This is a genomic window from [Clostridium] scindens ATCC 35704, from assembly GCF_004295125.1.
In the GTDB taxonomy this organism is placed as follows: Bacteria; Bacillota; Clostridia; order Lachnospirales; family Lachnospiraceae; genus Clostridium_AP; species Clostridium_AP scindens.
This window is the reverse complement of sequence record NZ_CP036170.1, coordinates 3,413,254-3,426,424: the sequence shown is the minus strand read 5'-3', so window position 1 is coordinate 3,426,424 and position 13,171 is coordinate 3,413,254. Positions and strand designations below refer to the sequence as shown.

Here is a 13,171-nt window from a genome sequence, read left to right as displayed (position 1 = left end):
ACGGGGCAGCCCCCTTGTTCTGTATAGGTTCGGGTACATTTTGGGGCGGTTTTTATCGTTCCTGTTCCTGCCTTTTCACAGGCTTGCGCTCCCGGTGTAAAATCTGGTCGATATTGCCCTTGACAGTCTGTAAGCGGCGGTATTCCTCCCGTTTTGCCCGGTAATCGTTGTAGCCGCTGTTTTTCTCTTGGATAAGGGTTTCAATCTCTGCTTGCAGGGCTTTATAGCTCGGCAGCTTGGAAATGCCGTTTTCCCTGAAATAGCGGGCGGCTGCGTCTGCTATGATAAAGTCGCTTTCGTACTTCTGACGGTAGGCTGCTTTTGCTTTGGCGTTTTTCTGCTGTTTCAGCCCGTCCCGGACAGGGCGGGTCTTGGAATAGGCAAGCACCTGCCGTTGCAGCTCCTTTTTCCCGTTCAGCGTCTTTTCCATCTGCTTCAGCTCTGTAAGGCTTTCCCGCATGGCGGTATAGGCGGCAGAACAGGCTTCGTCCAGTTCCTCCGGGGAAGAAAAGCCGTACTGCTGATAGGCGGTAACGGTAGCTGCCATTTGCTTTAGGTTGTGCTTTGCCGCCCAGCGGTCATAGCCCACGCCCTTGCCCTCGGCTCGCTTGGCTTCCCGGTCAACCATGCGCTGCAAGGTGTTGTCTGCCGGGGTGGTTTTTGTGGTTTTTTCCCCTTGTGACAGCTTTTTAACCGCGGCAGGGTATTCGAGTATGGCTTTGCTCTGTTCGGCGGCTCTGTGGGCGTTCTGCGTAAGCAGGACAAGGACAGCAGCCTTGTCAAAATCGTCCCCCAGCTTCCGGGCTGTGATAGGCTTTGTCCTGTCCGGCGTGAGGTAGGAAAGCCGCCCCCGGCTCTCCTTGACGGTCACACCCTCCCGCAGCAAAAGGGAAGAAAATTCGTCAAAGCTGCCAGCTTGGGAAAGTGCCTGCCGTATCGTCCGGCGCAGCTTCGCCTTGTCCGTTTCAAACTTGGTGGGCTTGGTCGGCTGTCCTGCGGCTTCTCTGACAGCGTTCTCTTTATCAAGGGCAAGCTGTCCTTTCTTTGCCGCCCAGTATTCCCGTTCGGTTATCCGTTCCTTGCTGCCGCTTAGGAGGTCGATTTGGTAAAGCCCCTCCCGGTGGCACATCTCCATGACTTCACTCTTGAAATATTCCATAGCGGCGTTGGTGCAGCGGTGCTTGCAGCCCTCCCGTGTGTCGGCTGGTCTGTCCATGTAGGGCAGAAGCGGGACTTCATAAATCCGCAGGGAGTTGATGACGATATGCACATGGATATTGCCGCTGTGGTTATGCCCGTCCGGGTGGGTGCAGACTAAGGCTTGGTGTCCGGGGAAATGCTCTTTACAGAACTGCTCGCCCAGCTCCTGCGCCCGGTCTACGGTCAAGCCGTTGTCTGTCCCGTCCCGTGGGTCAAAGCTGATGATATAGTGGTGGCTTTTCACATCTTCCCGTTTTTGGTTTTTCTCATAGCGGAGATTAGCCCGCATACAGGCAACAGCGAAATCCTCGCCCCCACAGTTGAGGGAAGAAATGCGGTAATCCTCCCTCGGTATCAGCCGCCCGTTTTCATCAAGGGTGGGCTTCATGGTAAACTCGTCATGCTCAAATGTGAGATAGGCTTCCGCTGCGCCATAGTCCGCATTTTTAGAGCTGATATGTTTGAATGTTGCCAACAGCGTCACCCACTTTCTGCAAGACTTCAAACTTTAGGGCAGCAAGGTCGGAAACCGCCGCCCGTACCTCCCCGGCAAGCTGCGGGTAGGGGCTGTGCCACTCGTTCAGCGTCCGGGCTATCTGGTTTAAGTTGCCGCCGATCCTGCCGTATTCGGCGGTCAGCTTCCCGACAGCGGCAAGCAACTCGTCATTGACGGGGGAAACGGTTATGATGGGGCGTATGGCTGCCCCGGTTATGGCTTGCCGGATAAACTCGGCTTGGCTCATGTTGTAAGCAGAAAGCCTTTCCGCAAACTCGGCGTATTCTTCCTCGGTCATGCGTGTCTTGACTACCCGGCTGCGGTGCGGCGTGTTATATCGTTTTCGCATGGTAAAACCTCCTTCGGCTGTGCGTGGTGTCCTCTCACTAATAGGAGAAAAACAGGGTGTAAAGCGGAACTGTTTTTGAAAAATCCGAAAAATTATTTTGAGGGATTTTCCAGCGGCGTAAGCCGCATAAGCAGGGTTTGGGGAAGGCACTCCCCAACAAGATTCCCGCAGGGGCAAAATGAGCGATAAGCGAATTTTGGTACTGCGGTAGAATCTTGCTCTGAAAAACTCCGGCGTTCCCCGGCTTCCGTACTTTCCGCTAACAAGACGTTTCAAAAGGGCTTTGCTACCCGCTATTCCGGCATATCTTGAAAATTTTCCTTTCACTACCTACAACACCACGCAAAGCAAAATGGACGGAGATTTTTAGAATTTCCCCTTATTCCCTACAACACCACGCAAGCCGAAAAAGGCGGACAATGGCAGTATTTTTTTCTTTGATACCCTCCACGGATAAGTAAGGGATTTTGCCAACTGCGGCGGCAATTTTCCCTTTTGTTTTTTCATACTGGGGATTTTCAAAAATGCCAAACAGGAACGAAAAAAAGCAGCAAATCTGTTGAATAGATTTACTGCTTTCTGGTTGCCGGCGAAGCGGCGGTTATTCAGTTGTAGGCGGTAGGGCTATCTCCCAAAGCGGAACTTGAAAATAGCTGTGAGAAGCGTCTGGGTGATGTAGTCCTCTGTATCTTGGTCTACCCGTCCATTCACACGGGCGGCACATTGTATGCGGCGGCGGTAATACTGCAATACAGTTCCCACCGCTTCCGGCTCCCCGCTGGTGGCTTGGACGATTGTTTCATAGGGGAGAAGCCTATTATTTCTCATATGCCATTCCCTCCATTTCCGCTTGGAGCTGCCGTAGGACTTTTCGGATATGGTAGCCCGCTGTGCTGCGGCTGCGCCCGTACTGTCTGCCAATTTCGTGCTGTGGAATACGCTTGAAAAAGGACAGGTAAATCATTTCCCGCTCCCGTTCGTCCAGCCGTGACAGGGCTTCCGCAAGTAAGCCGCTGCTGAAAATGACCGTATCGCCGCAAAGGGTAAGTATGTATTCCTCGTCCGGCTCCGGGGCTTGGAAATATTCATCTGTCGTGCCTAAAGGGTAGTGCTTTTCGTCTGTGAGGTATTCAAGGGATATTTCTCTTTTGTGCTTCCTGCTCCGTGTCCTCGCTGCGTTGATCGTTGCATTTCGGATAACGACTTTGCAAAAGGCATGGAAAGTGTACTCGATATGTTCCCGATATTCTTCTGTACAGGTCATGGAAAATCCCCCTTTCCTCCCAAAAGGGCTGTGGCTGGTTAGTAGTTGCTTTTTATGATAGTAAGGGGCGGCAGCACTTTAGGCTGTCGCTCCTTGACTGCCTAACTGCAAAACCGGGCGGGGCTGTCAACGGCGGGCGAAGCCCGTTCATCTTGACCGTTGACTGGCTCGGCCAGGTTTGCTATTTATCCGGCAAACTTGAATTTATTTTAAGCTATCACGTTTTACCTTTTTAAGCCTTACTATCATTACCATAGGAATTTCTTTGTTGTTTTTGAAACATTCTTCATAAAATCCATCAATGACAAATCCAGCTCTAAAACAAAGGTTAAAAATATCTTGTATGGAACGATGATAATAAATCTGCTCCTCCGGTTGCCCTTCAATCGCTATACCATAGTAACTGTGCGGTGTCATATATTTTTCAGTCAACGTGATAAAACAAGGGTGTTGCGTTGCAAAGACAAAAATTCCGCTTTCCTCCAACAGTTCATAAACAGCCATAAGAAGTGGTTCAATATCCGTAATATCCATAATTGCCATATTAGAAACTGCTTTCGTAAAGGCTCGATTTCTTTTTAATTCTAATATACTTTCTCTATTGGTCGCATCCGCTACACAAAATTCAATTTGTTTTGCATATTGTGATTGCCGTCTTTTAGCCAATTCTATCATTTTTTTGCTGTAATCAAAAGCGACAATCGAAGCGCCTCTTTGTGCAAGATACGAAGAATAATTTCCATTGCCACACGCAATATCCAAAATGTAATCCGCAGGATTAGGAGATAGAAGTTCCGTTACTTTGGGACGCACTACCTCTCTGTGAAATTCATTAGATTTGTCACCCATTGCATTATCCCAAAATTGTGCGTTTTTCTCCCAGATTTTTTTACTTTCCTCTGTTCCCATGTTCTCTCCCACTCCCAAAATTTGCCTTTTTGCTTCCATTAAATCTTCCTTACTATATTCCATTGTTACCCTCCATAACTTCTGATTGTTGCCGTCTTGACTATTATGTATCTTTTCTTTCCAAAATGGTATAGGCTTTTATTTTTATAATGCTGCAAAACTTTTCTTCTGTAAGGTATTCAAAGGATATTTCCCTTTGCCGCCGCTATTGGAAAGCCAAAAGCAGCGGCTTTTTTACGCGATATGACCGAAAAGTCTAGAAAGCAGGATATGTCATCATTTGTCATTTCTTCTCAATGTAATAACTGCATGGCATATCAAGCCAAATACAAGAGAAAAACAGCCACCGCCAAATAGTGATGCTCCCCACCCTGCACCCGACATTGTCATAAAACCGCCAACAAAGAAAATACCAATGCCAAGAAATATCCCGACACCATAAAAAAGTCCAATTGCCATATCATACTTATTAAATTGTCGTTTCTCTTTTTTTTCACATGTTTCCATTTTTGTTATTACCTCCTTCGCAAAATCGTCCATGTGGACTCCAAAAAGAAAACAAATTTTTTTCAACGTATTTAAATCGGGTTCATTAACATCTCTCTCCCAATTCGATAGCGCCTGCCGGGTAACATTCAATTCCCCAGCCAGTTCTTCCTGTGTCATTCCCGATTGTGTTCGCAGATGACGTATTTGCTTTCCTGTTGTAATATCCGTCTGTTTCTGGTTCAAAATGGTTCCTCCTCTCTGATGCTGATTTTATCAATGATATTTCGCAATAGCCAGCAATGAACGCTTGCATTGCGCAAGACGTTACATTATCTTCTGAAACATATGCCGGATCTTGTCTAAACGGCTGTTCGGGCGGCGTGGCTGAAATACAGGCTCGCCGGAAGTTTCCTGATACCCTTTTAATTCTGTAATGCAGACACTTCTTCCATTTGTATAAAAATTCAGATCATTCCTATATTCACCGATACAACGGGCAGGGATTTCACCCTTAAAAATAACTTCATCTTTTTCAAGTCTGGTTGATTCAATGATTGCGCAATACTTTGGTGCATCATTATAAGCCCGTGAAAGATATTCCTGCGGTGCAAAAAGGGTAAAGGAAAGGTATGGTTCCAACAGTTGTGTCCCTGCTTTTTTCAATGCCTGCTCCAACACGACAGGCGCAAGAAAACGAAAATCAGCGGGGGTGCTGACCGGGCTGTAATAAACTCCATAATCAAAACAAATTTGGCAGTCTGTCACTCCCCAGCCATATAAGCCCTGCTCCATTCCATAACGCACACCCTCCATGACGGCATTTTGAAAACTTTGGTTTAAATAGCCGAGAGATACCTCGCTTTTATATTGTGTTCCGCTTCCAACAGGAAGCGGTGTTACAGTCAAACCAATAGATGCCCAAAACGGATTCGGCGGCACTTCAATATGAATCGTGCAGCTCGCTTTTTTTTGCGGTCTTTCCAGATAAATAACCGAAGGCTCTTTCATAGCCACGCCCACATGATATTTTTCTTCTAATAGCGAACAAATAACTTCTAACTGTACTTTTCCCAAAAAAGATAACATAATCTCATGGGTAACAGTATCAATGTCAAAATGCAAAAGAGGGTCTGTATCAGCAATCTCTGCGAGGGCATTTAACAGGGCTTCCCTTTGCTCCGGCTTTTGCGGCTCTACCGTTGTCCGAAGTAATGGCATGGGATTATCAATCCGTGTTTTGTGAGGCAGGAGTTTTTCATTTCCCAGGATATCGTTCAGTTTCAAAGTATCATCAGCTAAAATAACAATTTCTCCCGGACAGGCATGGTCAGCCGGGACGATTTCACCATTTGACGGAATACACATTTCTGTAATCTTTATTTTTTCCTTTTTTGACAGCAGCAGGGTATCCCGTAAATGGAGCGTCCCATGATACAGGCGTAAATAAGAAAGCCGTTTTTTCCGCTCTGTATACTCAACCTTAAAAACATATCCACATAATTCAGACTGAATATCGTCCGTTTCTGTAATGAAAGTTTCTATAATCGCTTCAATCAGTTTTTCTGTTCCTAAATTGTCTTTTGCACTCCCATGATAAACAGGAAACAAAGAGCAGCATCTGGTTCTTTTGCACTTTTCATATTGTAATTCCTGTATATCCAAAGAATCCTCTGCAACATATCGTTCTAATAGTTCATCGCTTCCGGAAATAATCATATCCCATTTGTCTAAATCAGAAATATCGGTCATGGTTATCTTTGGCGACAGGGAAACCTCCTGCATGACAATCATATCACTGGTAAGTTTATCTTTAATGCTTTGGTAAACACACTGCAGGTCGATCCCATTTTGGTCTATCTTATTTATAAAGATAATTGTCGGAATGTCCATTTTCTGAAGCGCATGGAATAATATACGGGTTTGTGCCTGTACGCCGTCTTTTGCTGAAATGACTAAAACAGCTCCGTCAAGGACAGATAAAGAGCGGTATGCTTCGGTTAAAAAATCCATATGACCGGGAGTGTCCACGATATTGATTTTATAATCATTCCAATAAAAAGAAGTAACCGCTGTCTGAATGGTAATTCCCCGTTGCCGTTCCAAAATCATAGTGTCTGTTCTTGTGGTCCCTTTATCCACGTTTCCCTGTTCCGCAATCGCTCCACTGGTGTATAGCAGACTTTCTGTCAATGTAGTTTTTCCTGCGTCTACATGGGCCAGAATGCCGATATTGATTATTTTCATGTGATTGTCCTCCCTTTACAGCCCCAAAGGGCATAAAAATCCCCAGCAGTAAAATACTTTTACCACTGGGGATTCTAATTTGCGGACATACACATATACAGCATACACCTATTTGTGATTGCTGTTTTTTGAATATGTCAAAATTGATAAGGCAAAAGTATTCTTAAATTGGGTACAAAAAACCAAGCCCCCACAAAAGGAGCTATCATAATTCTTTGTTCCCACTATTTGATTATAGTTTTATTTAAGAATACCTTGCCGCATATTTTTTACTCCTTTTCTGGAATGAAGCTATTATATCACATCAGTTTTAGGAAAGAAAGTACTTAAAAGAAATTTTTCTTCCCCTTATATGTAACAATCATACCGGCTTCCTGGTGTTCAGAATGGTTTCTGCTGTCTGCTGTGGTGTTTGATTGGAATTGTCCAGCCAAAAGCCGATCCGTGGTGTTGTCTGCATAAATGTATCGTATAAGGTTTCAACCGTAAAGCCGGAATAGCCTGTTTTCTCCCTGTATCGTTCCCTTTCTTTTATTGTTTCCACATCTGGACAAAGAACGACAACCTCAACAGGGTATTTATGCAGATAATTTATCATTCGGTTTAATTCATCACCGTAGTAGTTATCTTGGATCACTACAGAAAAGCCGTTGTCAAAGTATGACCTTGCCGCATCAGCAGTCAATTTGTATCGAAGGTACAGCTGGCGGACTGCTTCCGCTGATGGGGTAGCTGACATATTTTCTCTGCCTGAAATAATCATTTTTCGGAACACATCACCACGAAGATGGACGCATTTTTCTATTGATTTTGCCAGTAAATCGGAAACTGTAGATTTTCCAGAAGCCATTAAGCCTGTAATGAGATAAATTTTTTGTTTCATTTCACTTCCTCCGGCACAAAAAATATGTACATGTAACTAATTCAACACATTTATAATTTGAATAGGGACATTATAGCATTTACTAAATACAAATTCAATGTATACGGAAAGAAAGATATAAGGAGTGGGAGGGATTCCGCCGTAGTCGGCATTGTAGGAAAATCCAAAAGTTTAGATTTTCCCACAATGCTTATCTTTTGGTCTTTGGTTCGGAATAGTGTAGTGCTGGCGGTCTATCTCTTGTTTTCGGTTGCTTGCTTCCTTACCGTACATGAGCATTCGCGCCCGGATTGTCGTTACCATACCCCTCTAAGAGATTGATAACGCCCCAAATGCCGAGACCTGCTCCCAGAGCGATAACGAGTGTCTGCAAAACTCCTACTGCGCTGTTGAAAAATGCCATAAAAAACTCCTTTCTGCCGCTGTGCGGCTGCCCGAAAAAGGGCATAAAAAACGGCGGTCAGTTTTCGATAACTGCCGCGGTCATAAGTCCCCGCGCTGCGTTTGTTTCTGCTGCGCGGCGGTATTCAGTTGTAAGGGTACGGCTTCCTGCCGCGATACGCACAAGGAGTAGGGGCGCGTACCATGTAGCCCGTGTTGATTGTTTTTACTTTAAGCTCCCTCCTTTTCAAAAAGCGGTGTGTAGACAGGCTTAATGCCGTACTGCCGTTCCTGGACAGCTTCGATATACTTGATATAGGAAATACCCGCCTGTCTTGTCCTGCGTTCCTGTTCCCGCTGCATTTCCTCGGCTGCTTCCACAAGCCCGCGGATAGCTCGGATTAACTGCTGTTTGTTCTTTTTCTTTCTGATACGCTTATTCATTCTGCGTCCTCCTGCAAATCTGCTTCGTCAACTTCGTAGTAGTCAAATACCTCGTCCGGCTTCACGATTGCAGGACGGCGGCGCAAGTGCTTTTCCATATCAAAAGCGTTTTTCTTGTCAAAATCGGAAAGGTACTTGTATTTCGGGTGTTTGGTAATGTCGTATTTTTCGGAGAAGAAAGGACGTACCCCGCGTAGCTGCAAGATACATTTGCCGCCGTCCATAACGGCGATTTCGTCCTGCGACATCAGCTCTTTGACACATTGTCAAGTGAAGAATTCATTCCTTTTGCTTTTTAAAAATAAGTTGACAATTGAAGTAAAATGTATTAATGTAATAATTAGTTAAACGATTGCGCAAACGAATAACTAACGTAAGGAGGCGATAAATTGCAAGAGTTTTCTTTGGATGATGATTGGAAGTTTTTATACCTGCCGGTTCAGGAAAACCAGGACGAGAGTATTCTAAAGCTGTATGATCAAAATCAAGAACAACTGTATCGGGTTAAAATGGCAAAAGATCGAGTAGATATCTGGATTTGCTTAAACTTACATAGTCTGGGCTTCAGGCAGAGTATTTCAGTAGAGACAAGTGTAACGAATGTTTTTACATCCGGTATTTGCGTAGGGCCCACATGGCAGCAAAATTCTGACTTATACCAGGAAAAAATGCGCCCGATGGTTCACTACACTGCTCATTCTGGAACTGTAGAGCATTTGATTGGATTGGAACATACAAAAGGAATGTGGGAGTTAAAATATCAGTGGGGCCTTTCAGGAGTAAGAGGTGAATCCAGATTCATCAGCAGGGCTTATTCAAAAGACTTAATACATTGGCAGGAAGAGGAGGAATTTGAACTCTCGGAAGATGTTCCGGCAAAGCAGGAAAATGATTGTGACGGATCTGTTTGGCAGGGAGATGTAACAGATATTTTGTTAGCTGACGAAAGGCATGAAGTAGCGTTGATTAGTAAGCAGGATGCTGATACGAAAAGCTCTTACAGCACAGTCTCCCTTCCATTTCTGGTGGAGAAGAGTCCTGATCATAAGGTGGCCGGACCGGCAGCAGAAATAAACCGTCTCAAAGTATGGAAGCGCGAATGGCATAATGAACCGCTGAAAGAAGTATTTTGCCAGGAACTCCGATTCTCTGTTCAACCTGATGAATGGCCGCATATTAAACTGGTATCAGCAGCAAAGACTCCGGATGACATCAAAGGCAATTCTTTTTTAATAGAGTTTTTAATTGATGTCGGTCAGGAATACGATTTACAGTTTCAGATATGCCATCTTCCGATGTCGTGGGAGGCCAGAACACAAATGCTGCAGGTCCATGACTATAAGATTAAGGTACCGCTGAAGCGCGGGAAGATCCGGTTTTCCATGATTATCGATAAGGCCGTTGCCGAAATCTATACGGAACAGAATATTCTGGTAATAGCAGATGTTCAGCCGGATAAAGAATTAAAACGGGTCGGGAATATACTGACTGGAAACATGTTTTGTGATATGGAAGTACAGGCCGAGAATGCGATTCACATCAGTGCTCCGGCCGGAACAGCTCAGATAGAGGAATTGTTTGTCTACGGACTGCGGGGAATTCACTTAAGCAGTGACAGCAGGGAACTGGTTCGGGGACTGCCTGAGAAACAGAAGATATTGTTTCAGAACGAAAACTTTACCATCTATGAACATAAGATTATAGATCAGGCATATGGAGAACCGCCGGCATATGTTCCAAATGCAAAAACAGTAATATCACCACCTCGTGTGATGGAGGAGTTTTGCTGGCGAAATACCCCCTGGGGAGATATGACCAGGACTATTAACCGAAGTGATATCTGGCGTTTTAAGGAGAAGCAGCCGCAAGGATTGTCGGTGACCACCAATATACCAGTCATAGATGCCGCTGTCCGTATAGCATTGGATGTCTTTCAAGATTGTTCATCCGGCCAATTTGCATTGGCTGATCAAGAACAAATGTGGAGTGCCGGTCTGTTTCAGGGAAAAGGAGAAGGTTTTGGTGTATGGGTACGGGATACCACTCATACAGCCATCCGAAGCGGTTTGTTTCTGGATCCGGATACGGCTAAAAGGTCACTGATGTATGCAGCTGAGAATGGTTTTAATAATGGAGCAGACGGGCTGGCAATGACTGTCACGGGGATTTGGGAATACTATCTGGTGACAGGCGACTCAAAGCTGGTCTATGATACCTGGCACATTTTGAAAGAGGCCATTCAGGAAGCAAGTACCCGGTATGATGAACAGATGGGGCTGATCGAGGCCGGTCAGGCGACGGCCAATGATGCGTTTGAAGAACCGGAGTGCGCAGGATTTAGTCTGGGGACTGAGATTTATTTTGCCTATGCTTTTGACGGGATGGCCAAGCTTGGTAAGATTGTTTCGGAGAACACACAATTAGTGGATGAGTGGACTCAGATGGGTGAACGGCTTAAAGAGAACATCCGAACCCTTTACTGGAATGATGCCTATGGTTATTTTACTGCCGGGCCAAAGGGCAGTGAAGCATATGAGAAAGGGTATTGGGAGTCATCGGGGCAGGAAGCAGCTATATGGTCTAAATTCCAGATTGCCACCGAAGGGCAGCAGCGGTCAGTACTGCGACAACTTCGGAAAGTGGCGTTAAATGACTATGGAATTGAGAATTACCCATACCGGCAGGAGAAAAACCACTACTGCCATGCTAACTGGGTCGTGTGGAGTGCTGGATTTACCAACACGGCAGCCCTCTTAAAAGATCAGGAGCTGCTATTTACGCTAATCTGCCAACAGGTTAGAAATGCTGTCTTTAATAAGACATTTTATGAGGTCATTGATGCAGAGACCGGCCGGACCTGGCGATGGCCGGGGCAGCTGTGGCATGCAGCCGGATTCTTATCCTATTTTACGTATGGTGTTCTGGGTCTGCAGGTATATGATGATTATTTGACTTTATCGCCTTGTGTCCCGGAGCAATTAGAAGGGATGGTTATTGAGCATTTCCGTTACGGCAGTGCTAAATATCGGATTGAAATACATGGGAGTGGAACCAATAGCCGGGTTTTGCTTGATAATACACCAGTTTCAAAAATTGAACGGGATATCAGCGGCCCCCATGTAATTGACATTATTTTTTGAAGAGGAGGACATTTATGAGAAACAATATGTTGAATTATTTAAAGAATTTAACACAATGTGTGGATGCACGCACTGTCCGGGCATCAAGCTGGGATCAGACCGGTAGGAACAAGGATTATTGGCTGATTGAGGAAGGTACGACGGCGACTCTTTCCGAAATGGAGGGACCGGGATGCATTAACCATATCTGGATGACATCCTTTTGCCGTAAGGTGCTGGGTCCGAACATCCAGGATCCGGTTCTTGGTTCCAGTATTGCACCAGTAGCTGAAATGGAGAACGCAGAAGGAATACAGTGGGAACTGAATGACCCGGATTATTATCGCAAAGTGCTGATTAAGATGACCTGGGAAGATGCGGAACGTCCCAGCGTTCTGGTGCCATTGGGTGACTTTTTCTGCATTGGACACGGGATGCCGGCCAGTTTTAATTCCATTCCCTTTAATGTTTCTTCACGGGAGAAGGAGGAATATACCTATGGCGGCACTGCTTCGATGAACTGCTATTTTCCGATGCCGTTCAACAAAAAGGCCAAGATTGAAATCATCAATGAAAATGAGCGGCCGGTAGGAATCTTCTTCCACATTGATTATGAGCTGTATAAAGAGGAGATGACGGATATTGCATATTTTCATGCCCTCTGGCACCGGGAATGCCCTTGTAAGGGATGGGGTGATAATCTGGTCGTAAACTCTCCTGAAGTGAATAGTGTCAGCAATCTGAGTGGTGAGGATAATTACACATTCCTGGATATCAAAGGAAAAGGTCATTTCGTCGGCTGCAACTTAAGTGTTACTCACTTCCAGCAGACGTGGTGGGGCGAAGGCGATGATATGATTTATATTGACGGCGAGAAAGTACCCAGTATCAACGGCACCGGCGCAGAGGATTATTTTAATCATGCATGGGGGATGCAGAATCAAGGGACACTTTATAACGGTACCATTCTGCATGAGAGTAAGGTGCCCGGCTATCAGGTTTCTTACCGGTTCCATATTACTGATCCAATTCATTTTGCCGAGAGTATCCGCGTAACCATGGAACATGGGCATGCCAATCATCTGTCAGATGACTGGGCTTCAACAGCTTACTGGTATCAGTCGGAGATTGCAGAAGGGATTGATATTCTGCCGGCGTCTAAACGGCTGCCGCTGAAGAGGGAGATGGAACGTCCACAAAGTCAGCAGTTTCAGTTGGAAGGCGAAAAACAGCAGGCTCAGGAAAAACGTGATAAACGGATGGAGGAGTACTTGCTAGCTCGTCAAAAACAAGTTAATATAAATATGGAGCGAACTCAGAATTCCATGAAAGGCAATGTGGAATTGAGTGAAAAAGTAAGGCGCAAATATATGGAAAAATAAGGAGTAACTTT

At 45.3% G+C, this 13,171-nt stretch carries 12 protein-coding genes and 1 pseudogene; 2 read left to right on the top strand and 11 right to left on the bottom strand.

The window, feature by feature from the left end; genetic code table 11:
• Positions 1-52: 52 nt before the first annotated feature.
• From HDCHBGLK_RS17570 to HDCHBGLK_RS17520, 11 genes and pseudogenes are all read right to left on the bottom strand, one after another.
• Positions 53-1,675, bottom strand: coding sequence for a relaxase/mobilization nuclease domain-containing protein (locus HDCHBGLK_RS17570; RefSeq protein WP_002569237.1), 1,623 nt, complete (start codon positions 1,673-1,675; stop codon positions 53-55).
• Entirely contained in the window at positions 1,647-2,045 is a 399-nt protein-coding gene (locus HDCHBGLK_RS17565; RefSeq protein ID WP_002569238.1) for a plasmid mobilization protein, read from the bottom strand. The genes HDCHBGLK_RS17570 and HDCHBGLK_RS17565 overlap by 29 nt, the downstream gene beginning before the upstream one ends.
• A gap of 624 nt (positions 2,046-2,669) precedes the next feature.
• On the bottom strand, positions 2,670-2,873 hold the full coding sequence (locus HDCHBGLK_RS17560; protein ID WP_003505336.1) for a helix-turn-helix domain-containing protein: 204 nt from the start codon (positions 2,871-2,873) through the stop codon (positions 2,670-2,672).
• Positions 2,863-3,309: an RNA polymerase sigma factor gene (locus tag HDCHBGLK_RS17555; RefSeq protein ID WP_003505338.1), complete on the bottom strand. Its 447-nt coding sequence runs from the start codon at positions 3,307-3,309 to the stop codon at positions 2,863-2,865. Before HDCHBGLK_RS17555 ends, HDCHBGLK_RS17560 begins: the two co-directional genes overlap by 11 nt.
• Before the next feature lie 204 nt (positions 3,310-3,513).
• On the bottom strand, positions 3,514-4,281 hold the full coding sequence (locus tag HDCHBGLK_RS17550) for a class I SAM-dependent methyltransferase (protein ID WP_003505400.1): 768 nt from the start codon (positions 4,279-4,281) through the stop codon (positions 3,514-3,516).
• A gap of 213 nt (positions 4,282-4,494) precedes the next feature.
• Complete coding sequence (locus tag HDCHBGLK_RS17545; RefSeq protein ID WP_003505401.1) at positions 4,495-4,950, bottom strand: XRE family transcriptional regulator; 456 nt, start codon at positions 4,948-4,950, stop codon at positions 4,495-4,497.
• A gap of 81 nt (positions 4,951-5,031) precedes the next feature.
• Complete coding sequence (gene tet(32), locus HDCHBGLK_RS17540; RefSeq protein WP_003505402.1) at positions 5,032-6,951, bottom strand: tetracycline resistance ribosomal protection protein Tet(32); 1,920 nt, start codon at positions 6,949-6,951, stop codon at positions 5,032-5,034.
• 361 nt (positions 6,952-7,312) lie between these two features.
• Complete coding sequence (locus HDCHBGLK_RS17535; protein ID WP_003505403.1) at positions 7,313-7,834, bottom strand: AAA family ATPase; 522 nt, start codon at positions 7,832-7,834, stop codon at positions 7,313-7,315.
• A gap of 262 nt (positions 7,835-8,096) precedes the next feature.
• Positions 8,097-8,237: a Maff2 family mobile element protein gene (locus HDCHBGLK_RS17530; protein ID WP_039909177.1), complete on the bottom strand. Its 141-nt coding sequence runs from the start codon at positions 8,235-8,237 to the stop codon at positions 8,097-8,099.
• A gap of 209 nt (positions 8,238-8,446) precedes the next feature.
• Positions 8,447-8,659 carry a hypothetical protein gene (locus HDCHBGLK_RS17525; RefSeq protein WP_004604827.1) on the bottom strand — a complete coding sequence of 71 codons (213 nt, stop codon included), beginning with the start codon at positions 8,657-8,659 and terminating at the stop codon, positions 8,447-8,449.
• A pseudogene (locus tag HDCHBGLK_RS17520) lies at positions 8,656-8,916 on the bottom strand (VirD4-like conjugal transfer protein, CD1115 family); the annotation flags it as partial. The gene HDCHBGLK_RS17525 and the pseudogene HDCHBGLK_RS17520, both read right to left, overlap by 4 nt.
• Positions 8,917-9,048: 132 nt before the next feature.
• Here HDCHBGLK_RS17520 and HDCHBGLK_RS17515 point away from each other — a divergent pair.
• Together HDCHBGLK_RS17515 and HDCHBGLK_RS17510 are read left to right on the top strand one after the other, a co-directional pair.
• Complete coding sequence (locus tag HDCHBGLK_RS17515) at positions 9,049-11,799, top strand: alpha-L-rhamnosidase-related protein (RefSeq protein ID WP_004604829.1); 2,751 nt, start codon at positions 9,049-9,051, stop codon at positions 11,797-11,799.
• A 14-nt stretch (positions 11,800-11,813) separates the two neighbouring features.
• Positions 11,814-13,160 (top strand): glycoside hydrolase family 172 protein, encoded by a 1,347-nt coding sequence (locus tag HDCHBGLK_RS17510; protein WP_004604830.1) that lies wholly within the window; start codon positions 11,814-11,816, stop codon positions 13,158-13,160.
• The last annotated feature ends 11 nt before the right edge of the window (positions 13,161-13,171 follow it).